Origin of the sequence: Streptomyces sp. NPDC017246 (assembly GCF_044331325.1) — a bacterium.
GTDB lineage: Bacteria > Actinomycetota > Actinomycetes > Streptomycetales > Streptomycetaceae > Streptomyces.
This window is the reverse complement of the sequence record NZ_JBIRMW010000032.1, coordinates 1-26,122: the sequence shown is the minus strand read 5'-3', so window position 1 is coordinate 26,122 and position 26,122 is coordinate 1. Positions and strand designations below refer to the sequence as shown.

Annotated in this window: 17 protein-coding genes and 3 pseudogenes; 12 read left to right on the top strand and 8 right to left on the bottom strand. The window is 70.3% G+C overall.

All coding sequences use genetic code 11. From position 1 onward, the window contains the following. Window positions 1-144: 144 nt before the first annotated feature. Both ACH4MY_RS37790 and ACH4MY_RS37785 read right to left on the bottom strand, forming a co-directional pair. Entirely contained in the window at window positions 145-1,875 is a 1,731-nt protein-coding gene (locus ACH4MY_RS37790) for a thiamine pyrophosphate-dependent enzyme (protein WP_398009331.1), read from the bottom strand. A 32-nt stretch (window positions 1,876-1,907) separates the two neighbouring features. Further along, on the bottom strand, window positions 1,908-3,500 hold the full coding sequence (locus ACH4MY_RS37785; RefSeq protein ID WP_398009329.1) for an FMN-binding glutamate synthase family protein: 1,593 nt from the start codon (window positions 3,498-3,500) through the stop codon (window positions 1,908-1,910). A gap of 1,688 nt (window positions 3,501-5,188) precedes the next feature. Here ACH4MY_RS37785 and ACH4MY_RS37780 point away from each other — a divergent pair. The 4 genes from ACH4MY_RS37780 to ACH4MY_RS37765 all read left to right on the top strand — a co-directional run bounded on the left by ACH4MY_RS37780 (window position 5,189) and on the right by ACH4MY_RS37765 (window position 8,922). Continuing rightward, window positions 5,189-5,698, top strand: coding sequence for a DUF6328 family protein (locus tag ACH4MY_RS37780; protein WP_398009333.1), 510 nt, complete (start codon window positions 5,189-5,191; stop codon window positions 5,696-5,698). A gap of 513 nt (window positions 5,699-6,211) precedes the next feature. Next, a complete protein-coding gene (locus ACH4MY_RS37775) occupies window positions 6,212-6,820 on the top strand; it encodes an endonuclease (RefSeq protein WP_398009327.1) in 609 nt (202 codons plus the stop codon). A 44-nt stretch (window positions 6,821-6,864) separates the two neighbouring features. Then, window positions 6,865-7,299: a glutamate-cysteine ligase family protein gene (locus tag ACH4MY_RS37770; protein ID WP_398009325.1), complete on the top strand. Its 435-nt coding sequence runs from the start codon at window positions 6,865-6,867 to the stop codon at window positions 7,297-7,299. Window positions 7,300-7,776: 477 nt separating this feature from the next. Continuing rightward, on the top strand, window positions 7,777-8,922 hold the full coding sequence (locus tag ACH4MY_RS37765; protein WP_398009324.1) for an SMI1/KNR4 family protein: 1,146 nt from the start codon (window positions 7,777-7,779) through the stop codon (window positions 8,920-8,922). Window positions 8,923-8,995: 73 nt separating this feature from the next. On the opposite strand, the pseudogene ACH4MY_RS37760 reads toward ACH4MY_RS37765, so the two are convergent. The 3 genes and pseudogenes from ACH4MY_RS37760 to ACH4MY_RS37750 all read right to left on the bottom strand — a co-directional run. After that, window positions 8,996-9,124: pseudogene (locus tag ACH4MY_RS37760) on the bottom strand (IS5/IS1182 family transposase); the annotation flags it as partial. Window positions 9,125-9,411: 287 nt separating this feature from the next. Then, window positions 9,412-9,672: a CBS domain-containing protein gene (locus ACH4MY_RS37755; RefSeq protein WP_398009322.1), complete on the bottom strand. Its 261-nt coding sequence runs from the start codon at window positions 9,670-9,672 to the stop codon at window positions 9,412-9,414. A gap of 155 nt (window positions 9,673-9,827) precedes the next feature. After that, window positions 9,828-9,974, bottom strand: coding sequence for a hypothetical protein (locus tag ACH4MY_RS37750; protein WP_398009320.1), 147 nt, complete (start codon window positions 9,972-9,974; stop codon window positions 9,828-9,830). A gap of 197 nt (window positions 9,975-10,171) precedes the next feature. Between ACH4MY_RS37750 and ACH4MY_RS37745 the strand changes: the two genes are divergently transcribed. Continuing rightward, a complete protein-coding gene (locus tag ACH4MY_RS37745) occupies window positions 10,172-14,365 on the top strand; it encodes an NACHT domain-containing protein (protein ID WP_398009318.1) in 4,194 nt (1,397 codons plus the stop codon). Window positions 14,366-14,527: 162 nt separating this feature from the next. Here the strand turns inward: ACH4MY_RS37745 and ACH4MY_RS37740 are convergent, their stop codons facing one another. After that, on the bottom strand, window positions 14,528-15,340 hold the full coding sequence (locus tag ACH4MY_RS37740; protein ID WP_398009316.1) for a hypothetical protein: 813 nt from the start codon (window positions 15,338-15,340) through the stop codon (window positions 14,528-14,530). Between the two features lie 512 nt (window positions 15,341-15,852). Between ACH4MY_RS37740 and htpG the strand changes: the two genes are divergently transcribed. From htpG to ACH4MY_RS37720, 4 genes and pseudogenes are all read left to right on the top strand, one after another. Next, complete coding sequence (gene htpG / locus ACH4MY_RS37735) at window positions 15,853-17,853, top strand: molecular chaperone HtpG (RefSeq protein ID WP_398009314.1); 2,001 nt, start codon at window positions 15,853-15,855, stop codon at window positions 17,851-17,853. 402 nt (window positions 17,854-18,255) lie between these two features. Beyond that, on the top strand, window positions 18,256-19,245 hold the full coding sequence (locus tag ACH4MY_RS37730; RefSeq protein WP_398009313.1) for a zinc-binding dehydrogenase: 990 nt from the start codon (window positions 18,256-18,258) through the stop codon (window positions 19,243-19,245). Between the two features lie 35 nt (window positions 19,246-19,280). Further along, window positions 19,281-20,021, top strand: a pseudogene (locus ACH4MY_RS37725) (winged helix DNA-binding domain-containing protein); the annotation flags it as partial. Window positions 20,022-20,085: 64 nt separating this feature from the next. Further along, window positions 20,086-20,406, top strand: a complete 321-nt coding sequence (locus ACH4MY_RS37720) for a DNA glycosylase AlkZ-like family protein (protein ID WP_398009332.1) — start codon at window positions 20,086-20,088, stop codon at window positions 20,404-20,406. On the opposite strand, the gene ACH4MY_RS37715 is transcribed toward ACH4MY_RS37720, so the two are convergent. Both ACH4MY_RS37715 and ACH4MY_RS37710 read right to left on the bottom strand, forming a co-directional pair. Further along, a complete protein-coding gene (locus tag ACH4MY_RS37715; protein WP_398009311.1) occupies window positions 20,357-21,040 on the bottom strand; it encodes a hypothetical protein in 684 nt (227 codons plus the stop codon). The two genes, ACH4MY_RS37720 and ACH4MY_RS37715, sit on opposite strands and share 50 nt — an antisense overlap. 274 nt (window positions 21,041-21,314) lie before the next feature. Continuing rightward, the gene (locus ACH4MY_RS37710) at window positions 21,315-22,406 is read right to left on the bottom strand and encodes a PP2C family protein-serine/threonine phosphatase (RefSeq protein ID WP_398009310.1); all 1,092 of its coding nucleotides are present in this window, start codon (window positions 22,404-22,406) and stop codon (window positions 21,315-21,317) included. A 516-nt stretch (window positions 22,407-22,922) separates the two neighbouring features. On the opposite strand from ACH4MY_RS37710, the gene ACH4MY_RS37705 reads away from it, so the two are divergent. From ACH4MY_RS37705 to ACH4MY_RS37695, 3 genes and pseudogenes are all read left to right on the top strand, one after another. Beyond that, window positions 22,923-24,026: a glutamate--cysteine ligase gene (locus tag ACH4MY_RS37705; protein WP_398009309.1), complete on the top strand. Its 1,104-nt coding sequence runs from the start codon at window positions 22,923-22,925 to the stop codon at window positions 24,024-24,026. A gap of 224 nt (window positions 24,027-24,250) precedes the next feature. Then, a complete protein-coding gene (locus ACH4MY_RS37700) occupies window positions 24,251-25,696 on the top strand; it encodes a competence protein CoiA (protein ID WP_398009307.1) in 1,446 nt (481 codons plus the stop codon). Between the two features lie 193 nt (window positions 25,697-25,889). After that, window positions 25,890-26,122 (top strand): annotated as a pseudogene (locus tag ACH4MY_RS37695) (RNA polymerase sigma factor SigF); the annotation flags it as partial.

Sequence of the window (26,122 nt, the reverse complement as noted above, 5' to 3'; positions counted from 1 at the left end):
CTGGGCTGCTCCCAGATGCACGTCTCCCGCCTGCTCTCGCGCACCATCAAGAGCCTGCGCCAAGGCCTGCTCGCAACCGGCTGACCCGGCCCACCCCCCGCCGGTGGGCGATCCGGGCCGGGCCGCGGGCGGCTACGGCGGAGCTCAGCTGCTGCCCGACGGGAGGTTCTCCTTGATTTTGGCGATGGCGAAGCCCCAGCCCTGGGACATCGTCGGCTTGCCGGGCACGGCCACTTCGGCGGGGTTCGTCAGCACATCAAGGAGCACCGGGCCGGGAACGGCGAGAGCCCGGCGTACGGCCTCGTCCAGGTCTCCGGGCTCGGTGACACGGATGCCGGTCAGTCCGAGGGCTTCCCCCACCGCGGCGAAGTCGGGGTTGTCGAGAACCGTGCCGAACTCGGGAAGCCCGGCCTGCTCCTGTTCGAGCTTGACCATGCCGAGCCGGCGGTTGTCGAAGACCACGAGCTTGACGGGAAGCCGCTCGGACCGGATGGTCATGAGGTCCCCCAACAGCATGCTCAGACCGCCGTCGCCGCAGAAGGCCACGACTTGGCGGTCCGGTGCCCACAGTTGGGCGCCGATGGCCTGGGGCATGGCATTGGCCATGGAGCCGAGGTTGTACGAGCCGATCAGTCGGCGGCTGCCGTGCATCCTGACGAAACGCGACAGCCAGACCGTGGCCATGCCGGTGTCGGAGGTGAAGATCGCGTCGTCGGCAGCGTGACGGTCCACCGCGGCAGCCAGTGCCTCCGGGCGGATCTCCTCGTCCCGGTTGTCGAACATCGCTCGCACCCGCCCGAGGAGGCGCTTGTCATGGGCGGGGTGGGCCAGGTCCGCCTGGCCCTCCTGCCACCGCAGGAAGCGCTCGCGGGCCTCGTCGAGGTGGGACCGGGAGTCGATCGGGGCGAGCAGCGGCAGCAGAGCCCGCAGCGTCGCACCGACGTCCCCGGCCAGCCCCACGTCCACGGGGACGCGTCGGCCCAGATGGTCCTCCCGCACGTCGATCTGAACGACCCGGCAGTCCGCCGGGTACCAGTCGCGGTAGGGAAAATCGGTGCCCAGCAGGATCAGGGTGTCGCAGGTGTCCAAGGCGTAGGAGGCGGCCGGGTTGCCGATCAGGCCGGTCTGGCCGACCTCGTACCGGTTGTCCTCCTCGAAACCCTCCTTGGCCTTGAGGGTGAGCACCATGGGTGCCGAGAGGAGCTCGGCGGTGCGCAGCACCTCGTCGCGGGAGTCCCGGGCGCCGCACCCCACGAGGAGGGTGACCCGGGAGCCGGCGGCGATCGCCTCCGCCGCCTCTGCCAGCGCCGGGTCGTCGGGACGGGTCACGGCCTGGCGCGGCAGCGCGAACCGCGGCGGCCGGTCGTCCCCGACCTTCTGGTCGCCGAGGTCCCCGGGAACGGTCAGAACCGCCACACCCCGGCGGGTCACGGCCGCTCGCACGGCGGATTCCAGCAGCCGCGGCATCTGGGTGGGGGAGGTCACCGTGGCCCGGTACACGGCCACGTCCCGGAACAGAAGGTCGTTGTCCACCTCCTGGAAGTAGTCGCCGGCCATTTCCGACAACGGCACCTGGCCGCAGATCGCCAGGACCGGGGCGCCGCTCTTGGCAGCGTCGTACAAGCCGTTCAGAAGGTGGACCGAGCCGGGCCCCACGGTGCCCATGCAGACCCCGAGCCCGCCCGACAGCTGGGCGTGCGCGCCGGCGGCGAAGGCCGCGGCCTCCTCGTGCCGGAAGCCGGTCCACTCGATTCCGTCTGTGACCCGGATGGCGTCGGTGAGGGGATTGAGCGCATCACCGACCACGCCGAAGACACGGCCGACGGCGAGGTCCGTGAGACCGTCGACGATCACTTGGGCAACGGTACGAGTCATGGGTTCTCCTTTCACGAAGGACGACGACCGGGTCACCGGAGGGTGAACCGGTCAGGGTGAGCCGCGTTCCAGTCGCCTGCCCACGAAGGCGGGACCGATGCGGCCGAGAGGAGCTGCCCGGCTTCGAGCGGCGGGTACAGCTCGGCATGGGAGCGGACGGTGTTCGGTCCGACCCGGCGCAGCAGCATCCCGGGCGACAGGGCGCTCGGCTCGTCGAGGCCCATGGCGGCCATGATCTGCAGGGCGCTCCCGACCGTCGCCTCCTGGAAGCGCTGGACGCGGCGGGCCTTGTCCTCGACGTCGAGGGCCCGGACACGCCGGCGGTCCTGGGTGGCGACTCCGACGGGGCAGGTGTTGGTGTGGCAGCGCTGGGCCTGGACGCATCCGAGGGCGAACATCATGGCCCTGGCGGAGTTGGTGTAGTCGGCACCCTGGATCAGCCGTTTGACGATGTCGCCGCCGGTGGCGACCTTGCCGGAGGCGCCGATCCGGATCCGGTCGCGCAGTCCCACGCCGACGAGGGACCGATGGACCGTCGTCAGGCCCTCGGTGAGGGGGAGCCCGACGGTGTCCGCGAACTCCAGCGGGGCGGCCCCGGTGCCGCCCTCGGCCCCGTCGACGACGATGAAGTCGGGCGTGACGTCCTCCTCCAGCATCGCCTTGCAGACGGCGAGGAACTCGCGGCGCGATCCGACGCACAGCTTGAACCCGACCGGTTTGCCGCCGGCGAGCTCCCGCATCCGGCTCACGAAGCGCACGAGCTCCCTCGGGGTCCGGTAGACGCGGTGGTACGGCGGGGAGATCACGGTGCGGCCCTCGGGGACGCCGCGGGCCGTGGCGATCTCCCGGCTGACCTTGGAGCCGGGCAACACGCCCCCGATGCCGGGCTTGGCGCCCTGGCTGATCTTCAGCAGGACACAGGCGAACTGGTCGAAGGCGGCCTTCTCGGCGAACCTCCTTGGGTCGAAGTCGCCGTCCTCCGTGCGGCAGCCGAAGTACCCCGTGCCGATCTCCCAGACGAGGTCCCCACCGGGGGCCAGATGGTGCTGCGATATCCCGCCCTCGCCGGTGTCGTGGGCAAAGCCACCGCGTCGCGCGCCCTCGTTCAGGGCACGGACCGCACGGTCGGACAGGGAGCCGAAGCTCATCGCGGACACATTGAGCAGGGCCATGTCGTAGGGCCTGGTGCAGTCGGGGCCGCCGATCCGGACCCGGGGCGGTTCTTTGCGAACCGGGCGCGGAGCCATGGAGGGGACGAGGTAGTCGGTGCCCGGCCGGTACAGCTCCAGTTCCGTCCCGAAGGGGTCCTCGGCATCGGTTCCCTTGGCCCGTTCGTAGACGATGGAACGCGTGTCCCGGTCGAAGGGCGCGCCGTCGACGTTCCGCTCGACGAAGTACTGCTGCACCTCGGGGCGGATGCTCTCCATCGCGAACCGCAGATGCCCCAGGAGCGGGTAGTTGCGCAGGATCGAGTGGCGTCGCTGGACGGCGTCGTACGACGCGACCGCGGCGAGCAGGAGTGCGGGGGCGGCCGCGCACCACCACCAGGGGGACATCAGGACGGCCAGGAGGCCGGTGGCGACGGCGGCGACGGCTGGGAAGACCAAGAGAAGGCGCGTCAGCATGTGGGGCCGTCTGTCCCGGATCGACCGGGCCAAGCGCGCTGCGGCTGTGACTTCCCTCCCCCAGGGGTACGGGTAGGGCCTCTCGTCGGCCGCCGGCTGGCCCCCGCCGCGTCGAGGCCCCGTGAGCGGTCGTCGGCGCACCCCGGAACAGGGCTGGGAGGCGGTCTCCCCGGCTTCTTCCCCAGCGCTGAGGGCAGGAGGTCAGCTTGTTCTTCAAGGTCCGGCCACTGGCGACATGCGGCAGCCGCCACCGACGCAGGGCGCCACCGAACGCGCAGCAGTCGGCTGCTGCGCGACAAGCTCACGCAGGGCGGGCGCCGAGTCAAGTGCCGCCCCCGGCCCGATCCGATCCGGGCCGTCGCAATGGTGGGTGCCGTCTTCGATGCCATCCTCCTGCTCCTTGGCCCACCGTCTACGGGAGAGGCGACAGCCGCCGAAGCGGGTGGAGCACAGCCCGAAAGCGGACTCGCCCGGCTGTGGGAGGACCACCTGCGCGCGTTGTTCCCCGACAGCTTCCGTGGCGTGGACCTCGACGGCGTGGACCTTTTCCTCCTGGACGCTGACGTCGCCGGCCTTGTGCGGCGAGAGCTGAAGGGCGGACTGGACGACGGCGGCATCGCCTGTCTCTGGGCCCGCATCGCCGACCTCGACAAGATCGTTCCTCTGATGAACGAGGAGTACTGCGCCTCCTACTTCACGAGACTTCGGACGATGGCCCAGGTTGCGGCAGCGCCCTACACCCCACTGCGATCTGACCACGGGGGTGAAACAGACTTGGGGCCGCAGCCAGTTGCTCGCGTCCACCGCCAGGACCCGTGTCGGCCAACGGTCGGCGTCCGCCGCAGCTGGCCTGCGTCGACGCGACCTGCGTTGAGCGCGGGGAGTCTCCCACTCCTCGGCCATGCGGCCGGTGGAGTAGCACGTCGTCAGCAGGGTCGCATTCGGGCATTCCGTGAGGACCGCCAGGAGATTGCCCGCGTGATCACGGTCGTCGTGGGTGAGAAGATCCACCGTACGTCCAGGGGATCCACCACAGACCAGGCTGCTTCCAGCCACTGGGCGATGAGCTTGACGAGCGGCCTGCGGGCCAGATCGTCGTCTGCCGGGTCGGCTGCACGCTCCCGGGCCGTGTCCTCTTGATCGCGAACCGGCACCGGTGGGGCCACGGGATCGCGGCGCTCGCGAGCTGCCCGTACGGCGTGGACCACAAGGGCGGTCGCCTGACTCCGGCTGTTCGTGGGCGGCCGGCCCCCGCGTCGTCCGGGGGACGGACAACCCCCGCAATGAGGGCCTCTGCGGCTACCGAGCGGGCATGGGTTCCTGTCGCCGGGGCACACGGATGCCGAGCGATTGGACATGTTCACGCTGTGCGATCCACGGTTCGGCCTCGCCGAGGGTCGTCGGCACCCGTGTGCGTGCCGCAGGCACGCCGCCCCTCGACGGCGGAGCGGGCCAACCAGCCACCCCGAGTCGGCTCTGGGGGCGGGATGACTTGACACACCCCGGGGCGCCTCGCGCCGCCCGGCGCGAGAGACCGCTCTCCGCGCCGGGCGCTCGTGCCCCTGTGAGGCGGTGCCAGGAAGCTCGGGCCGGCCCCTGCCACACTCCTGAGGAGGATCTTCGTGGACGAACGAGACGACGGTGTCACGCCGAAGGGCGAGCAGGACGAACGCGGCGGGCAGGGAGAGGTGCGGCGCGGAGGGAACGCGGGAGAGCCGAGCACCGGTGCGGACGGGCGGGGTGAGACCGAGGAAGAGCGTGCGGACCGACACTGGCAGGAACTCCTCCAGGAGATACGAGTCGCCCAGACCGGTGTCCAGATCCTTCTCGGCTTCCTGCTGACGGTGGTGTTCACTCCGCTCTTCCACGATCTGGAGCAGACCGACAAGATGATCTACCTCGTCACCGTTGTGCTGGGCTCGCTGGCGACGGGTGCACTGATCGGTCCTGTCTCCTTCCACCGGATCGTGTCCGGACGTCGGGTCAAGCCCGAGACCGTCGTCTGGGCCTCCCGGCTCACCTTCACCGGCATCCTGCTCCTCCTCGCGACGCTGACGGCCGCGCTGTTCCTCATCCTGAGGGTGGCCACGCACGACCCGTACGTGCCCTGGCTGGTCTCCGGCGTCCTCGTCTGGTACCTGCTCTGCTGGTTCGCCCTGCCCCTGTGGGTCCGCACGCATGACACGAGCGGACCCTGATCCCACGCCCGCACGAGCCGAGGCCGACCTCACGCGTCCAGAGCGGAGGCCGGCCTCCCGCCCGCACGCGGGTCGGTCACCGGCCGGGAAGGGCGGCTCGCGGCGGCGTCGCTGCACGGACAGGGGCCAGAACGGAGGATGCTGATCGTGTACGCGGAAAAGGCCGAGCGGATCGCCCTTCCCCGCGGTGGAGGCTTCCACCCACCGGTGGACACGCGGGTCAGGGGCTGCGCGCCGGGGGTAAACAGCGGTCCCCGACTCGACCGGGCAACCGCTGTCCGTTCCGATCCCCGGCGTCGACCGCCTGCGCAGAGGCGGCCGGGTGACGGCACGCTCCGTCGGGATTGGCGAAAGCCGAACGGCGGCGAGCGGTGAGACGGGTGGCACGGCTCGTCCGGTGTCGAAGCCGAGAGCGTAGGGCCGCACCCTATGTCATCGGGAACGGCGAAAACGGCACCGTGATCGTGTGGGACCCTGAGTGGTCTGAGGGGGCCGGACTGAGGAAGGCCCGTCATGACACAGCGCACCGCGGTCCGGGACCTGCTGCACGAGCACGGCCGCACCCACGCCGAGGAGGCGGGCATCAGGCTGAGGGACACCCCCGCCCCTCTGTACCGACTCCTGACCCTGTGCGTGCTCTTCTCGGTGCGCATCAAGGCCGGCATCGCGGTGACAGCCTCCCGCGAACTCCACGCGGCCGGTATGGGCACGCCCCGGGCGATGGCCGCCGCGTCCTGGCAGGACAGGGTGGACGCCCTCGGCCGAGCCCACTACCGACGCTACGACGAAGGTACGGCCACAGCCCTGGGGGACGGTGCGGAACTGATCCTGGACTGCTACCGAGGAGACCTGCGCCGGCTGCGCGACGCCGCCGACGGGGACCCGGGCCGGATCCGCGAGCTCCTTCAGGAGGTTCCGCGGATCGGCCCGGTCGGAGCGGACATCTTCTGCCGCGAGGCCCAGGGCGTGTGGCCCGAACTGCGCCCCGCCTTCGACAGCCGTGCCCGCGAGACCGCCGCCCGGCTCGGGCTCCCCAAGACGCCTGCGGGCCTCGCCCGCCTCGTCCCTGCCGAGGACTTGCCGCGGTTCGCGGCGGCATTGGTGCGGGTCGGCCTCACCTGAGGAAGCGATGGGGGCTCCCGTCGGCCGACAGGAGGCGGCGGCTGATGGCCCGGCGCTACGCGCCGCTGATCACGCGTGACGACGGAACCGCGCGCGACGACGGGCTCGTCTGCGCATGTCACGTCCACATCGGGACACTCGACCGTGACCTGGCCCTCGCCCTCGCGCAGCAGATGAGACCGTGGCTGCCGGTCCTCCAAGCCTTGGCGGGGAACTCCCCCTTCGCGCAGCGCCGTGACACGGGCTACGCGAGCTGGCGCGCCGTCGAACACGCGCGCTGGCCGACCGTCGGCCCCACCCCCGTTCTCGACGAACCCCAGTACCTCGCCCATGTCGCACGGCTCGTCGGGGACGGGACGCTCCTCGACAACCGCATGGTGTATTGGCACGCACGGCCTTCGGAGCACGTGCCGACCCTGGAGGTCCGGGTCGCCGACGCCAACGCGGACCTCGACACGGTGGTGCTCCTGCGGTCCTGATCCGCGGGCTCGCCGGCACCTTGTTGCCCCGCGCCGCCGCCCGTGTACCCGCGCCGAGGATGCCCTGCCCGGACCTGTTGCAGGCCCACCGGCTCGCGCGGCCCAGGGCCTCGGAGGGCTTGGTCTGGATCCGGTCGACGGCCGGGAACGGCCCTCGATGACCTTGGTGGATGCCTTGATCGACTTCGCCCGTCCGGCCCTGGACGCGACCAACGACACGGAGTGGGTGCGTGCGCGGTGGCATCGGATCCGTACGGACGCTGACACCCGCTGCCGTGAGTACCCGCGTGAGGCGCCACTGGCAGGGCGGGCTTCAGCAGAACGCCCGCCCCGTTGAACGATTGAGGTTCTTCGAGTTGGCCACCGATCGGGTGAATGCGACTGAGCGCTTCAGTGTCGGCCTGAACGCCAACCCGGCGGCAAGGCCGGTGAGCGACGATCAAGCTGTTGTCAGCCGCTGGCTCTAAGGTCGGCCTTATGACATCAGACCTGGTCCAGGACTCATGGACTCGCATCGACGCGTGGCTGCGCGAGCACGCGCCCCGCACTTTTGCCACGCTTCGGTCGCCCGCAGGAGACGAGGAGATCGCAGCAGCGCAACAGGAACTGGGGGTCACCTTTCCTCCGGACCTGGTCTCTTCACTGCAACGGCACAACGGGGCGCTGGAAGGACCTGAGGCTTTCCGGTTCAGTACGGGCGACCGGCTGCTCGGAGTGAGCGGAATCCTCGGGGACACCGGGTTCATGCGCGGCATCGACCAGGGCCTCGACGGGGAGACCGAGGGCTACTGGCTTCACGACTACGTGAAGTTCGGTTCCTACGACGTGACATCGGACGGCCTTCTGATGGATTGCCGTACTGAGCGGGACTCCTTCGGTGCGATCGGACGGTTCTTCGACGAGACCGGCACCAGATTCGGGCAGGCCGACTCGCTGGGTGGGTATCTGGCCGAACTGGCCGGCACGCTTGAGCGCGGCCAGGAGGCTGGTGTCGTCACCTTCAACGGCCGGCTGTTCTGGGAGGCGCCTCTGCCTGCCAGGCCGGAGTGCAGTGCCGACGAGCCCCTTCCCGCACCGGATGAGCAGCTGCCAGAGCTGGACCTGTCCCACAGTCCCACCGACCTCCTCCACGTGAGCCACCTGGACGGACACGAGGAACTCGGTGCACTGATCGCAGTCCTGCCGTATGAGCAGGTGGTTGAGGCAGCGCGGAAGCAGCTGCGCAGACTGGCGGTCGAAACGGGGCTGAACAACTATCCGGAGGTCAAGGCAGCCCTGGACGCGTGGGAGCGTGGTGTGGCCCTACCGCGGCCGGACCGAACCGGCCCGCTCGCCTTGCGACTCCGCGCGGTGCTCGCACAGGCCGACACCGGCCGAGATGTCACTCGCAGGTGGGCCGCGGAGAAGATAGCCCTCGGGCTCTGGGGATCCCCCTACAGATCCGTGTGCGAGAGTGCGGAGACCCGGAGCCACTTCACTCTCGACTGGCGTGCGGATCTGCATGCGGACTTGGGTAATCCGCCACTGCCACCGATACCTGACGACCGATTTTGGGGGGCGCTGCGCAACCCCGCCATCGACTCCAGTTGGTACGCGGCTCAGTACACCCAAGATCAGGACTGACCCCAGGGGTTTCGGTTCCGCGTGAGCCCTTCATGCGGCGGTCATCGCCAGACGAAGCGCTCACTGGGCATCTTCAGCGCTGCCGCTCCAGCGTGAGGATGGCCTTGACGATTGACGTCATGCGATTGGGGCTGCACCGGGACCTGCGGAAGATCCGCCAGGACTTCAGGATCGCGACACCGCCGTCAACGGGCGCTCGTGCCGGCAGGGTGGACGACCAACGAGGCCCCTGAGCAACGTGACTGAGACGTCAGGCATCTCGATCAACAGCTCGGGAACCTCGTTCGTTGCGCTTCACGGCCCATCACCCGATCGGTGGCCAACTCGGAGAAGCTCACTGAAGATCCCTCCCCGCCTACGCGGCGGAGAGAGCCTCCACAAGGTCACCGACCTGAGGGTCGGGTAGAGCGGGTACCGCATCGGCCTGGGCGACGACGCCTACGAGGACGGGCTCGTCGATCACCGGCAGGCGCCGCACCTCGTACCCCCTCATGATGCGCGGGATCTCGTCCGCTTCGTCGTCCGCGCCGATGTGACGACGTCGCCCTGGGCGAGCTCACCGGCCTGGCAGGTTGCCGGGTCCTCTCCCTGTCCCAGCACCATCACGACGATGTCTCGGTCGGTCAGCATGCCCTTGAGCTTCTCGTCGGTGCCGCAGATCGGCAGTCCCCCCACGCCGAGCTCGGCCATCTTCCCTGCCGCGTCCAGGACGGGGTTGGTGGCCTTCACGTACGTCGGGTCAGGGCTCATGATCTCCCTTGCGGTGGCATCACCAGTCTCCTTTCGCGTGGGACCTTGTCATTGCCCTTGTCCTGCAGGACAACGCGAATGCGTGGCCCTCGGGATCGGCGAGGACCATCCACTGCACGTCCCGCTGCCGTAGTCCACCCGTTACGCTCGGCCGGTCAGTTGACGCTGACGGTGATGTGTCCGTGCAGGAGGAACATCACGATGACGCCGGTGACGACCAGGATGGCGATGAGCCGGCCGGTCCGGTGCTTCCGCTCGATGGCGGTACGGACGGTGCGGCCGATCTCCTTGGAAACGCTCACGTCTTGCCCTTCTCTCTGCGTGGTGTCTGTCCGGGCCCAGCCGCCCCGGCGCCGAGGCGGTGCTGGAGGACGCGTCACGCACAGACAACAGGGCGGCTCCAGAACGCACCCCTCCGCGTGCGGAACCGGGCGAAACCACGTCGTCCGCGCGGGGATTTCGCCTCCCGGGCGATTCCGGCCGTGACAGGGTGGTGGGTGTGCACGCGCCCCAAGAACCCCTGGTGGTCACGTCGTTCGCGGACGAACTGCTCGCGGCGCTGACGGTTCATGCCCAGCCCCAGATAGCCCAGGTCCTGGCCTCGGGACTGGGGCGGCCCCGGTCGTACGGTCAGCCGCCGCACGTGGTGGAAGGGCTGGCCGTACCGACCGGCGGGACCGTCGCCGCGTTGATCATCGCCGGCGTTCACCGTGTCCCCGTCACCGAGCTGCCCGGCCTGCTGGGCGATCCGGCGGTGAAAGCGCGGCGCGACTCGGTGCGCGTCCTCGTCAACAAGTCGATGGGTGGCGACGTACGCGCCTTCAAGCTCGTGTGGCTGGACGCGCTGGCCGACGCCGTGGGCCTCGACGCGGACGTCATGGGCCCGGTGAGAGCGGCCTACCACCGGCCGGGGGAGCTGGACCCCGACAGGGTGACGCGCACGGTACGCCGCCTCCTGCTCGCACGGCGCGACGCGGCCTCGCAGGGGGAGGACGTCGGTGCGCGCGAGCCGGTCGGCGCCCTCGAACCGGCCCCTGGGGGCATGTCCGGAGTCGCGGTGGCCGACAGGCACCGCCCGGCGCCCGACGGTGGGACCGACAGGGCGATGCACGCCTGGCTGCGTGCTGTCGTCGAGGTCGCTCACACACCTCCGCCGTGGAGCCCGGACGCGCCGGTCGACTACCCCCGCGCACTCGACGGCGCGTTGGCGACCCCCTTCGCCGTCGTGCTGGGTCCTTCCGGCGAGGGCAAGAGCCGGTGGCTGGCGACCCTGGCGGCGGAGCTGGCCCAGGAGGCGCGCGCCACGCAGACCTGGCACGAGCACACGCCGGACACCGCTCCTCTCCCGCTGCCTGCCGCGGCCAGCGCCGTCTTCGCCCAGCTGCGGCGCATGGAGGCCAGGGGCGAAGACCCCGACGCCTGGCTGGCCCTGGTGCAGGTGGCCACCCGCCCCGCGGTGGGCCGACTCGCGCCCGCCGACCTGGAGCGCCTACGGGCGACCCTGGTCCAGCGCGTGCACTCCGGCCGCTCCGTTCCCGTCCCCCTCACCGTCCTCGTCGACGCCCTCGACGAACTGCCGGACCGTGACCGCCGTGCGTTCACCGGTCAGGGCGGCCCTCTGGCGACCTGGCATGCACGTCAGGGCACGCGTGTCGTCGTGGTCGCACGAGACGCAGCGCAGGCCCCCGTACACCTGCTTCCCTCTGGGGTGGGCCCCTCGCGTCTGAGGCCGGTGAGGCAAGCGCAACGCGAGGAGTACTGGCGTCGATGGAAGGGCGCGGCGGCCGAGGAGCTGGTGCGGCGGTCGCGACGAGACCCGGTCGTCAGACGCCTGGTGGGCAGTCCGTTCCTCGCCGCCCTGGCCGTCGGGTCGACGGCCGCCTCGGTCACCCGCTCCTCACTCCTGCGCGATGCCCTTCCCCGGCTGGTGACGGCGGACTGGAACGACGCGCCCGCGGGCGCGCCGGTCGGCGTGCGCGTACGGATGGCCGAGGAGATCGCCTGGCGGATGGCGACCGACGCGGCCGGTTGGTCCGTGCACTGGCCGGCCGAGCGGGTGCGGGCGCTGATCCTGGAGCTGTGCGGTGTACGGGAGGACGCCGACGACGCGCCCTGGCTCCGGCGCGGAGAGTACGAGGCCGCCGACGCGGAGGCCACGGCGCTGACCGTACTGCTCCCCGGCCTCGCCGACGGGCCGGAGGGGGACGTCTCGTTCGCGCACGCCCAGCTCCAGGAGTTCCTCGTGGCGAGGCGGCTGGCGCGACAGGAGGTCGGCGACGCGGTGGCGTTCCTGCGTGAGCGCTGGTGGCACGTCGGACGGTGGCGTGACGTGACGGTGCTGATGGCGGGCGTCCTTCCCGACCCGGTGCCGCTGCTGAACGCTCTGGACGCCGACGGGCGGACGGATCCGCTCGGCATCGTGGACGCTCTGGCCGTACGGGCCCTGGCCGAGGTTCCGGAGAGCCGGCGGCCGAGGCTGGGGGCGCCTGGACGGGTGCAGGCCGTGCTGCCGGGGCTGCCGCAATGTGCCCGGGACCTTGAGCTCCTGGGCGCCGGCGGCTTCGGCGAGGTGGCCTGGGAGACACTCGCCCCCTGGTTCACCCAGTCCCCGAGGCGCCGGAGGGAGGGGCACGAACCGGACGTGACGTTCGCCGGTGCCCTGCGCGCGGGGGCCCCGGCCGCGCTCGAAGTGCTGGAGCGCATGGCCGACGGCGAGACCGCGTTCAGTTCCCGCGCGATGCCGAACCGGGCGTATGACGACATCGTCGGCTGGGACGAACACCCCCTGTCGGATGTACCCGACGACCTTGTCCTGCGCCTTGCCGTCGCGCCTCCCCACAGCGTGCTCGTCCGCGGAACCGGCCCGAACCAACTCCACTACCAGGCCGCGACCGAGGTGTGGCTGAGGAACCTCGTACCACTGCCGGACTCCCTGCCGCCCTCGATGTCGACCCTGCTGGGCCGCGGCATGGTCAGCGCGGCCGTGGCCGTCCTGTACGAGATCGCCGGGCAGCCACCCCCGCCCCACCCCCGGTTCGACAGCCGCGAGTACCTCGTGACCAAGGCCATCGACCATGCGGCGATCCCCGTGGACGTCCTCGCGGAGATCGCCTCCGACCCGGGCGCGCCCCGGTTGCTGCGGGAACTGGCGGGCATCGAACTGGCGAAACGCGCGCCGCTCACCGCACGCCGCCGGGTACCCGCCCTCCTCCGGGCCGTCGAGGACCCCCTGCCTCTGGCCGTGGCACTGGCCGCCGCCGGCGACCACGGGAAAGAGGTCCGGAAGATCCTCGCCGAGCGGGCGCCGAGGCATACGGGAGCGGCCAAGCAACTGCTGGCCGTCGACCGGCCCGCCGCGCTGCGCGCCTACCGCGCCCTCATGGACGCCACCACCCGGCACCAGAGCGCGGAGGACGGCTGCGCCCACGAGGTGCTGGCGCGCGTCTGCCTCGATCTGAAGGACGTGGACCGGGAACTGTGGCTCGAGGCAGTCCTGACGTGGTTCAACTGCCCCGACGGGACGCAGCCGAGGAACTTCGTGGAGCGCGTGCTCACGGGCGTGGGCCGGGAGGACCTGCGCCGTGTCGCGGTGTCGGGGCGTGGGCTGCGTCTGGCCGCGGTGCGCAGTCTCGACGGCGTCCTGGACGCCGACCTTCTCCGCGGATTCGCCCGGGACGAGGGCCCCTGGGAGTGGCAGATCAGGACGGAGGCACTGAAGAAGCTCGGCGACGATGCGGCCGTGCCGGAGATCGTCAGCGGTCTCACCCGTCGGCATCTGGAGACCTGCGCGAACGAAGCCTCCATTCCTTGTGCGAAGGGTTGGTTCGCGGCGGTGGTCGAGCTCGCCGTACACAGGATCCCGGCCGACCTGAGGCAGGCGTGGCACGAGCACACTCGGGAGTACGGACTGCCTGCCGCTCGGGGTGAGTCCCGGGCTCTGGACGAGCTGCGACGTCGCTGTGACGGAGAGCCGGGGCACGGCCGGACCCGCGCGGACACGGACCTGCGGAAGGCGCTCACACGCCTGGCCGACCAAGGCTCGGCCGATGCACTCGTCGAGCTGGAGCAGCGTGCCGTAGGGGAGATGCGGCCGCCCGCGGGATCTGGGGAATCCTTCGCGTCCGGAGAGTGGATCCGAGCGTGGGCGGCACGTGCCCCGGAGCGCGCGCGGGAGGCGCTGCGGAGGGCGATCGGTGCGGCGCGCGCCATGGACACCGGGGGTGCTGGGGGTGCTGAGAGCGCCGGGGGTGCGAGGGGCGAGCCGTCCGAGCCCATACGACTGATCAAGGTGGCCGCAGATCTGGGGGACCGCGAGGCGATGGCCGACCTGATCGACTACGGCGTCGCGCGCCGGGCGGACGGCAGGGCCGTCACGGCGACGTCGCCCCGGAACGGGGTGAGCGACGGCCTGGTCCTCAGCGAGACGGAGACGTCAGCGCATCCGGTGAGATGGCTTCCCGTCGGTCGGCGCGACCTGGTGGTGGCCGGCTTCGTCGCCCAGGTGCAGGTCATCGCCGAGCGGATGGCCGCAGGGGGCGATCTCGACATGTTCGTGGCTCAGCTGCGTGCGTCGATCACTGATCACGGGCATCTGCTGTCGGCCGAGGAAGCAGCGGGGGTACGGGAGCGGCTTGCGGTACGGACGAGCGAGCTGAGGGTGGCGCTCGAGTTCCCTCGTACGGAGGAACAGTGAGTCAGTGAGTGAGTGAGGAAGGAAGCACGGTGGGGCGTGGGTGGGGGCAGGTCGGGTCTGGCGGCCCTTGGGTGTAGGGCAAGGGGGATGGAGGGACAGCGGCGGCCCGGAGGGCGCGGAGAACGCGGCTGAGGTCGCCGGTGCCGCCCGCGCCCTCCGACTTCAGGCGCCTGCCGGGACCTTGGTGTTGTCTTCGGCGGGTGAGGTGGCCGAGTCTGCGGCCGTGGCGAGGTCGGCATCCGCCGCGGAGGGCGTGGGCTTGGTGTACATGACGGAGCCCTGCTGGGTTCCCTTGTTGACGAGGCCCTTCTTCGTGAGGGACTCCAGCGCGTTGCGTACGACCTGAGTGGACGTCGAGCGCTCGGGGTGAGTGGCGTCGAGTTCGCTGCGGATCTCGTTGACCATGCGGGGCTCGCCGGCGTGACGGGCGAGGATCGCCTCGACGAGTTCGCGCAGCGGGGGCTGCGCGGTCTTCTTGGCGGGGGCCTCGGCCGCGGCGGCCTCGGCGGTCTTCGTCGCGGGTTCAGCCTGCTGGGGCACGCTCTTCTTCGCCGGTGCCGCCTTGGTGGCCGCCGCCTTCTTCGCCGCCGGCTTGGCCGGTGCGGCCTTCGCGATCTGCGTCGTGGCCTTCGTCGCCGCGGCCTTCTTGGCGGGGGACTTCCTGGCGCGGGCCGGCTTGAGGGCGTCGTCGTGCCGGGGCTGAGGGACGGCCGCTTCGGCCGCCTGGGGCGTTTCCGGTGCATCAGGCGCGGTGGTGGGCGCGGCCGGGAGCGCGGCGGTGGGCGTGTCCGCGGACGGGGGAACGGAACCCTGGATGCCGGAGAGCCACTTCTCGTCCTCCCGGAGCTGCCGCAACCGGGTCTGGAGTTCGGTGATCTGCTGGTTGATCTCGTCCTGTGTGCCTCGGTTGTTTTCGAGATCGGCGGCGATCCGCTGCGCGTAGACACTCTGGATGGTGTCGGGCTCATGAGCCATGTGGATTCATGCTCCTTGTCTTTCTTGGGTGTTGTTGTCGGGGATGGTACTCATACAACGTGGGTGAGGTGGCGCAATCGGCTCGGGTGGCACCGGAGATCGCGGAGCGGGACTACGGTGGTGGGCAGCCCGCGTCGACATGGGTGTGTGAGCGAGGGCCGGTGCCCAACGCGTTCTGGGGCAGTACGACCGGCCCGGCCTCGGCCCCGGTATTCCCTCGGAACATCGGGGCTGCCCGTTCGTGTTTCCGACTCGTAGTGGTGACGGCTGCGGTGGCGGTGAGTTCGGCGCGGGCTGTGGTGGCGGTGACGCTGTGAGGGCGTAAACGAGCCACAGGAGTGGTTCATGGGCGGTCCGATTGGCGATCGCGGGTCTGCGCACGGCAAGATCGATGCTGCAGGCAGACCGTGCACTGCCCACGCGCCCCGGGCCGCTCGTCGGCCGGCAGGCGCCGGTCGGGGACCCGGCGTGGTGGGCGCGCGGTGCTGGAATCTCTCCCCGGGAGTATCACCGTGACGAGCCAGGTCGAGACGTACGAATTCCAGGCGGAGTCCCGCCAGTTGCTTCAGCTGGTGGTGCACTCGATCTATTCGAACAAAGACATCTTCCTGCGGGAGCTGATCTCCAACGCCTCCGACGCCTTGGACAAACTCCGTCTGGAGTCCCTGCGTGACAGCGACTTGGTGGCGGACATCTCGGATCTCCACATCGCCTTGGAGCCCGACCGGGACCGTCGTACCCTCACCGTGCGCGACAACGGCATCGGTATGTCCCGCGACGAGGTCGTGGGACTGATCGGAACCATCGCCAAATCCGGCACCGCCGAGTTCGTACGCAAACTCAAGGAAGCCAAGGAAGCGCAGGAGTCCAAGGACGGCAACGGCGCTTCCGCCGCCCTGATCGGCAACTTCGGCGTCGGCTTCTACTCCAGCTTCATGGTCGCGGACAAGGTGACCCTGGTGACCCGCAGGGCGGGGGAGGAGGCGGGCACGCGCTGGGAGTCCGACGGCGAGGGCACGTACACCCTCGAAGCGCTCGCCGACGTGCCGCAGGGCACCTCCGTGACCCTCCACCTCAAGGCCGAGGACACCGAGGACCAGCTCTGGGACTACACACAGGAGCACCGGATCCGCGAGATCGTCCGGCATCACTCCGACTTCATCCCGTGGCCCGTCCGTCTGACGCCGGAGCGCACCGAGAAGAAGGGGACGACGGGGACGACGGAGCAGCCGGAGAACACACAGGCTGCGGGGGAGACGGAGGGTATGGAAGAGGCGGAGCCGGCCGCCGCCGAGACCCTCAACTCCATGAAGGCACTGTGGGCACGCTCGCCTCAGGAGATCACCGAGGACGAGTACCACGAGTTCTACAAGCACATCAGCCACGACTGGAGCGACCCGCTGGAGACGCTCCACACCAGGGCGGAAGGCACCTTCGAGTACCAGGCACTGCTCTTCGTACCCTCCCACGCCCCCTTCGACCTGTTCCGGCAGGGCGCGCGCCACGGCCTCAGCCTCTACGTCAAGCGCGTCTTCATCATGGACGACTGCGAGTCGCTGCTCCCGGACTACCTCCGGTTCGTCAAGGGTGTGGTCGACGCGCAGGACCTGTCCCTCAACGTCGCGCGTGAGACGCTCCAGCAGGACCGCCAGATCCAGCTGATGCACCGCCGGCTCGTCAAGAAGGTCCTCTCCAGCCTCAAGGCGATGCGGACCAAGGACGCCGAGCGCTACCGCACCATGTGGCAGGAGTTCGGCCGCGTCATCAAGGAGGGCCTGATCAGCGACGCCGAGAACCGGCGCACCCTCCTCGACATCTGCTCCTTCGACTCGACGCACGACCCGGAGCGGCAGACCGATCTGGCCGGCTACGTCTCCCGGATGAAGGAGGGCCAGAAGCACATCTACTACCTGACCGGCGAGTCCCGGGCCCGCCTGGAGAACTCCCCGCACATGGAGGCGTTCAGCGCGAAGGGCCTCGAAGTGCTGCTGCTCACCGACCCGGTCGACGAGGTGTGGGTGGAGTCCGTCGGTGAGTTCGAGGGCACCACGCTCCAGTCCATCGCCAAGGGCCAGGTCGACCTGGACGCGAAGCCGGACGACGAGTCCGGCGACGAGGACCGCGACCGCCGCGAGAAGGAGTACGCCGACCTCCTCGGCTGGCTCACCGCCACCCTGTCGGACGAGGTCAAGGAGGTGCGTATGTCCACGCGTCTGACGACCTCGCCGGCCTGCATCGTCGGCGACACGAACGACGTGACGCCGACGCTGGAGAAGATGTACCGGGCGATGGGCCAGGAAGTCCCGCGCATCAAGCGCATCCTGGAACTCAACCCCACGCACGCACTGGTCACGGCACTCCGCGAGGCCCACGGCAAGGACAGCGCCGACCCGGCCCTGCCCGAGACGGCGGAACTCCTCTACGGCATGGCCCTGCTGGCCGAGGGCGGCGAACTCCCCGACCCGGCCCGCTTCACCCGCGTCCTGGCGGACCGGCTGGCGGCGGGGCTGTAACGGTCCGGCGGAGTACGGCGTAGGACGTACGGCGGCGCGGCGGTGATCCAGGGGCCGCGCCGCGACGAAGGCGGACCACGCTGGGCTCGCCCACCATGTTCAGCCGGGCTGGCGGGCACCTCGCGGTGAAGGGAAACCGGGGGAGTGGCGAGCCGTCAACGAATCCGTACGGTGGCGACGGCGTTGATGGTGACGAAGTGCGAGACCCAGCTCGCCCCGGCGGAGGCCGGTAGCAGCGGCCAGGGAGTGCGTGCCTGAGAAACCGCGCGGCCGTGGGTCAAGGCCCGTCAATGCCGCGGCCAGGAACCCCACGGCCGTCGCGATGCCGGCTTCCGGTCAGAAAGTGACCGGAAGCCTCCCTAGGGTCGATCTCGAAGGCCGTACCGATGTGAGGAGCAAAGAATGATCACTCGTGAGATCCAGCTGGCCGCGCAGATCACCGCCGTCCCGACGCTCGACCACTTCACCGTCGCCAAGACCGAGGTGGAAGGCGAGGTCCTCGTGCGCACCGATCAGATCGGGCTCGCCGCGACGTACCTGGAGTTGATGCGGGCCGACTGCACCATTCCGGTGCCGGCCCGGCAGCCGGGCGAACGGGTCGGTGTGGCCGTCGTCGGGACCGTCGTCCGGTCCGACAGCCCCGAGCTCGCCGTCGGCGACCTGGTCTACTCGATGACCGGCTGGAGCGAGTACTCGGCCGGACCGGCCGCCGGTTACCTCAAGCTCGACCGCGGGCTCTTCGCCGACCCCGGCTACCATCTCGGCCAGGGCCCGACCGCCTACTACGGAATGTCCGACGTGGCGGCCGTCGGCGAGGGCGACGTGGTCTTCGTCTCCGGCGCTGCGGGCGGGGTCGGATCGCTGGCCGGTCAGATCGCCAGGTGCCTCGGGGCGGCGCGGCTGATCGGCAGTGCGGGAAGTCCGGCGAAGGTCGACTACCTCGTGAACGAACTCGGCTACGACGCCGCTTTCGACTACCACGACGGCTCCGCCGCCGACCGGCTGAGGGAGCTCGCGCCCGAAGGCATCTCGGTGTTCTTCGACAACGTGGGCGGCGAGCAGTACGAGGCCGCGCTGCAGGCGGCCAGGCCTGGTGCGCGCTTCGCCCTGTGCGGCTCGCTGTCCAGCCAGCTCGGCGACGCGGCGCAGCGCTTCCCCGAGCCCGACCGTGCAGCGGCCGAGGCCAAGGGCATCGACCTGTTGCCGTTCTCCTGCTACCACCCACCCGATCACATCGCGGCCTGGCGGAACCACTTCAGCACGTGGCTCGACGAGGGCCGCTTCGTCTACCCGCAGACGGTCGTCGAGGGCGGTATCGAGGATGTACCGCGAGCGTTCCTCTCGCTGCTCCAGGGTTCCTACCAGGGCAATGTCTCGGTGCGGCTGTCGTGACCACACTCACCCTCCGGGCCCTGAACCGGGCACTGATGGACCGACAGTTCCTGCTGGCGCGCACCGATCGCACCCCGCTGGAGGTGATCGGGCGACTGGTCGCCGTACAGGCAGAGGAGCCCAACTGGGCCTACATCGGCCTGTGGAGCAGGATCCAGGGCTTCACCCAGTCCGACCTCACGGCTCTGCTGGAGGAACGGAAGGTGGTCCGCTCCGGCCTGCTCCGCAGCACCCAGCACCTCGCCGATGCCGACGACTACCGCCGACTGCGGCCACTGCTGCAACCCGTACTCGACCGCACCGCAGGCTCGCCCCACTTCACCCGCAACAGCAGCGGCCTGGACACGGCCTCCTTGGTGGCCGAGGGGCTTGATCTGCTCGCGCGCGGGACACTCCCGCGCAAGGAACTGGCCCAGCGGCTGGCGGAGCACCACCCCGGACGCGACGGTCGCGTCCTGGCCGGAGAGATCGAACTGCGCACCCCCCTTGTCCACGGCGTGGCCACCGGCGCCCGGGGCGCCTGGGGCAACCGTTCGGCGGTCTCCGTCACGCCCGCGGAGGCGTGGCTGGGGCAGCCGATGGAGACGGCCGCCGCCGCTGTCACCTCTGCCTCTACCTCTGCCTCAGCCAAGGCGTCGGCCAAGGAGCTGGTGCGCCGCTATCTGGCCGCCTTCGGCCCGGCCGGGGTCATGGACGTCCAGGCCTGGTGCGGGCTGACCCGCCTGGGCGAGGTCGTCGCGGAGATGCGCGCCGAACTCCGTCGTTACTCCGGCCCGGAGGGCAGAGAACTGTTCGACCTCGCCGACGCGGAGCTCCCCGATCCCGAGAGCCCCGCCCCCCGTGCGGCTGCTGCCCGCCTTCGACAACGCCCTGCTCGGCCACGCCGACCGGACCCGAGTCATCAGCGACGAGGACCGCAAACGAGTGATGCCCGGGCAGGCACAAGTACGGCCCACCTTCCTGGTGGACGGCCGGGTCCACGGCACTTGGTCCCTCCGGGCCGGGACGCTACGGCTCACTCCCTTCCGGCCGCTCCTTCCAGCCGAACAAGTGGCTTTGGAACAGGAAGCCGACCGTCTGCTGCCCTTCGTGAGAGGCAGCCAATGGTCCTTCAGTGACTCGGCCGCAACCCGGTCGCCCTCACTGTTGGCTTCAGATTGAGGTGCGCAGACGACGGAGGCGAAGAGGCCCTGGTGGGAGGCCGCCGCTGGTCGCGGAACGCGTCCGCCAGCGGGACCGGGTGGGTGTAGCCGCCGACCGCGCTGGTGAGATGCCAGACCCGGTCGTCCGCCTCGCAGCGGTAGTACCGGCGCTCGGGTGGCCGGGGAGCACCCTCGGCCACCCGCTTCGCCGCCACCTGTGCGAGAGCGGAGGCGGCACGGGCGGCCGTCGGGTGTTGCACCTTGCCGCAATGGCACTTGCTGGCACGGACGACGTGGTCGCGCACGTCGGGTGGGAGGTGGAGGTGCGTGGCGAAGTGGGCCAGGTGGACGGACCGGAGTCGTCGCCACGAGCCGGAACCGGGCGCGTGGAGGATGTAGACGCTCGCCGAGCCGCGGTTGCTCCGTCTCCGGAGGTCCGCCGTGATCATGACGGCCGCTCCCGACGAGTGGAAGGCGTCCAGCCGCGTGCGTAGCGGGTGGGTGCTGACCTCCACTTCCCAGCCGGCCGCCCGCAACAAGGGATCAAACGCGAGAATCTGCTCGCTGGGCGGTGTCCGCTGAGGCCTTGCGCTGTCACGGGCGGCTCGCTCCTCCGAGGTGAGCCGCTCGTCGCGGAGGAGGGCGCGAGACATCAGGAAGGCCTCACTCGGAGGCGCTGGGCGAGGTGGTCCGACGGTCATTTCACTGCCCCCTGTCCCGTACGGTGCCCGCGTCGAGCGCGTTCCTTCTAGCTACACCACTTCACCGGGAGGAGGTGGCCGTTCCCTGGATTTCGGCCGCCGGTCTGGTGTGCACGTGGCGGGCGCGCGCCGTAGGGACGGGGGCAGGATCGAAAGGCGACCCGTCTCGATCGGTGCCCCGTGCCCCGTGCCCCGTGCCCTGTGCCCTGTGGCCCGTGCCCAGGGCTCAGTGCTCACGCAGGCGTACGGCGAGGGCGGCGATGTCGTCGTCGAGGCGTCCTCTGCTGTAGCGGAGGAGGTCGCGGTGAAGAGCGCTGAGCAGCTTGCGGGGCGGCGTCGGGGGCTGGCGACGCATCCACGCCGTCAACGGGAAGAACTCGCCGTCGCGGGCGCGGGCCTCGGCGATGCCGTCGGTATAGAGGAGCAGCAGGTCGCCGGGGGCGAAGTCGAAGGTGTCGACGTTGTAGTGGTCGCCGATCAGCTCCGCGAGGCTGAGCAGCGGCGAGGGGTTGGCGGACTCGAGGACGCGGACGTTCCTGCGGTTCAGGAGCAACGGCGGGGGGTGTCCGCAGTTCAGGATGTCGATACGTCTGCCCTCGTGCGGGATCTCGGCGACGAGGGCGGTGGCGAAGCGCTCCATCGGTCCATCGGGGGGAAAGGCGGCGTTGTAACGGGTGCTGCTGGCGTCCAGCCTGCGTGCGACCTCGATCAGGTCAGCCTCGCTGTAGGCCGCCTCCCTGAAGGCATTGACGATCGCCGCGGCCGCTCCCACCGCCGGCAGGCCCTTGCCCCGTACGTCACCGATGAGCAGCCTGACCCCGTACGGCGTGTCGACCACCTCGTAGAAGTCCCCGCCGATGCGGGCCTCCGCCGCGGCCGCGAGGTACAGCGACTCGATCTCGATGTTCCCGACGCGGCGTGGCATCGGGCTCAGCACCACCTGCTGGGCGGCGTCGGCGACGAGGCGTACCTGAAAGAGGGTGCGCTCCCGCTGGAGCCGGACATGGCTTCCGTACGCCGCGGCCACGGTGACCGCGACGATTCCGGAGGCAGTCCACCACGTTCCCAGATCGGGAAAGACGAAGCCGAGGCCGATCATCAGGCAGAGGCAGACCGTCCCGAGCAGGACGGTGGGGAGCACCGGCCACATGGCCGCGGCCAGGGCCGGCGCCGCGGGGAGGAGACGGCTGAAGGCCATTTCCGGCGGGGTGGCGTAAGCCAGGCTGGCGATCACGACGGTCAGGACGACCGGCGACAGCCGCACAAGCCATCCGCGGCCGTGGCGCCGGCGGATCCGCGGCCGTCCTGAGTCGATCACGTTTCTCAGGATATCCGGGCAAGAGGGGCATAGCGCTCTGGCGAACAAGGCCGGCGACCCGTCCTCCCCGTTCCAGAGCGGATGAGCGCCCCCAGTCCACGGCGTCGGTCGGTATTCCTACGGAGGCTTCTGCGACGCGGATCGCCGCAGCCGTCCCCGTGTGGGAGGGCGCTGCACCGGACGGGCAGGGTGTACTCCTTGGCATATGCCGTATCGGAGTGCCTGACAGAGAGCTGAACCTCGTCAACGTTGAAGGAGAAGGTGCCGGGCCCGGACTGGTATTGCCCGGGGAGAGCGAGGACGAGGTCAGTGTCTGGCGTCGCGGAGCAGCGGGTGCTGATGTTCCCGAGCAATACGACATCCGTGTGTGTCCCGGGCACGCGGAGTGAGCGGGCGACGGCGCAGTGATGTGGGCGGGTCAGATCGCGGTAGCGGCCGTTTGACCACTCAGGAGGCTTGAGGTTCGCCGGACGGGGCATATTCCACACCAGCGCCCCACGTCGTACAGGAAGCCTCATGCGCACCGTAGGAGTGGAAGAGGAGCTGCTGCTCGTCAGCCCCGCGACCGGCGAGCCGCTCGCCGTGTCTGCCGCTGTCCTCGCCGTGGCGGCCCGCGACGGTGGGGCGGCGGCGCAGGACACCTTCGAGAAAGAGCTCCACCAGGAGCAGCTGGAGTTCGCCACGAAGCCCGTGTCCGACATGGGCGAACTGCGCGAGGAGATCATCCGGTGGCGGGCCGAGGCCGCCCGCCACGCCGAACGGGCCGGGGCCCGGATCGCCGCTCTGGCCACCTCGCCGCTGCCGGTGGAGCCCTCGCTGAACCTCGGCCACCGGTACCGGTGGATGGCCGAACAGTTCGCGCTCACCACGCAGGAGCAACTCACCTGTGGCTGCCACGTGCATGTCTCGGTGGAGTCCGACGAGGAGGGTGTCGGGGTGCTCGACCGCATACGCCCCTGGCTGCACCTCCTGAACGCCGTCAGCGGGAACTCGCCGTTCTGGAACGGACGGGACACCGGATACAGCAGCTATCGCAGCCGTGTCTGGAACCGGTGGCCGTCGGCCGGACCGTACGAACTGTTCGGCGACGCGAACACCTACAACGACCGGGTCCGGGACATGCTGGCGACCGGGGTTCTTCGTGATGCCGGCATGGTCTACTTCGACGCCCGGCTGTCCCACAGCTATCCGACCGTCGAGATCCGTGTCGCAGACGTGTGTCTGCGGCCGGACATCACCGTGCTCGTCGCCACCCTCGCCCGGGGGCTGGTCGAGACCGCCGCCGGTGCCTGGCGGGCGGGTGAGCCGGCCGCACGGATCCCTACGGGACTCCTGCGACTGGCGTCCTGGCGGGCTGCCCGATCCGGACTGTCCGGGCCACTCCTGGACCCGCGCACCATGCGCGAGACACCGGCGGAGGCGGCGCTGGGTACTCTCCTGGAACACATCCAGGACGCGCTGCGCGCCGACGGCGACCTCGACGCGGTCCGCCTCGCCCTGGCCGGGCTCCTTGCCCATGGTGGTGGCGCACAACTTCAGCGGAGGCTTCACCGCGCCGGTCAGGACCTCGCCGATGTGGTGGGGGAGTGCGTCCGCATCACGACAGCCGACGCTCCCTGACGGGCCGGCAGGCGAGCTGTCACGCAAGGGAGCGCCGAGGCCGTCGGGTTGAGCCGGGCGGCAACGGGCGGTGCGCGTCGGGAAGGGATTGAAGTACGGATTCCACCCCGGCCCGACGCGATCCGGGCCGGTGCCGGTGCCGGAGGTGGGAGCCCGCCTCGGCCTGATGCGATGTCGGTGTTCCGCGCGACACTGGTCTCCTTGCCGAGCAACAGGGGGCCGATGTGGCATTCAGGGCCGTGCACGCCGAGTGGGGGACCGTGTTCGCGCATCTGCCCGACCTCGGCTGCGGTCGCGGTTGGGAAGCGGTGTGGAAGACCCGGCCGCCCGCCCCGCTCACCTGCGACGAGTGCGGCCACGCGATGCATGCCAAGACCTCCGGCACAGGCTTACGGTTCTTCGCCCATGCCCCACGCGCCCCCACCTGCACGCTCGCCCTGGAGTCGGTGGCCCACCACCTGCTGAAACTGGAGCTGGCGACCGCCGCACGGGACGCCGGCGCGCACGCCGAGCTCGAAGCGCGCGGCCCCGACGGCGCCTGGAGGGCGGACGTGCTGGCCACCGACCCCGCTGGGACCTGGGCGACGGCGCTCGAAGCCCAGCTCGCGCCGATCACCGACGCCGACATCACCGCCCGCACCGAACGGATGCGAACCGACGGCGTCACCTCGATCTGGTTCAGCGACCGGCCCCGCCCGCCCTGGCTCGGCACCGTACCCTCCGTCCGCCTGCATCGCCCGGAGGGCGAGCAGCACCTTGTCGTCGCCGAGGGGCTGGTGAAGTTCGAGGGGAGCGGTTGGAACGCGGTCTCGGCCTCCCTCACGCACTTCCTCACCTGGACGTTCGCCCGCAGGGTCGTCACCCACGCCCCACGCACACCGATGTGGCACCCGCAGCGATCACTCGCCACGGTGTGGACGGCGCCGCAGTACATCACGGCCGAGACCACGGAACTGGAGGAGGAACAGCGGCGACGGCGCGCCTACGAAGCACGTACGGCCGCGCTGCAACGAGAGAGGGAGAAGAGGCGCGAGGAGATCCGCGCGAGGAACGCGGTCACTCGGGCGAAGGCCCTGACTGAGGCCACCGTCGTCGAGCTGGCCGCCCGTACCCAACCGCCCAGCAGGCTCTGGCAGGCGGCCCGCATTTTCCGCCGAGGCGTCGACCAGGCCCTGGCCAAACTCACCGACGAACACGGCATCACCGCGACCGTCGGCTTCAGCACCGGTGACCCCCGGTACGCCGGCGGTGTCCCCCTCGTCGACGAACACGGCGTCCCGGCCGCCGTCTACGACCCCGACGCCGGGCGTGTGCGCGGGGAGGCGTTCCTGTTGCTGGCCGGACTCCTGCTGATCTTCCCCAGCAAGGCCGACCAGCGCCGATTCGAGAACGCGGCGAACATCAAGAAGAAGCACCGCCCGGTCGACGGCTACCGCACCGAGTTCCTCGATTCACCTGTGGCCGGGGACGGCCGCTCCTGGGGCGACCGTTCCTGTACGTGTGCCACTCCACGGCTCGTCGTAAAGGTCCAGAACGCCGAGTACCCGGCCGAGCCGTGCGAACAGATGGAGGCGGCCGCCGCGTTCCTCCGAGTCCAATGCCGGTCGTGCGGCGGCAGATACGAGAGACCGTGGCGCCGGACCGGCAGCACACCCGTCAAGAGGCGCTGAGGAGAGGCTTGCTGACTGCCCCTCGCTCCCGGTACGCACGTCCGGCGGGGCGCGCCCGGGGTTTCGCTTCTCGGAGGATCTCTGAAAAACTCGTCCGTGTGGACCTCGGCGCTCCGGGTAGGCGGGCTGGCACGGGGTCACGATATTCGGCGCGGGACACACGTGAAAGGGGAACGGCGTGACGCTCACCATGATGTCGGCCAAGGGGATCGAGGCCGGAGCGGGAACGCTGCCGGTGGTCCCGGACGCGTTGGCGGTAGCGCCGAAGGACGCGCGGGCTCTGTCGAGGATCTTCTTCCAGGAGCTCACGGTGCTGGAGGAGGGGACGCGCGAGTACCAGTACGCGCGCAACACCCTCATCGAGATGAACATGAGTCTGGTCCGCTACGCGGCCGGGCGGTTCCGTCATCGTGGTGACGAGATGGA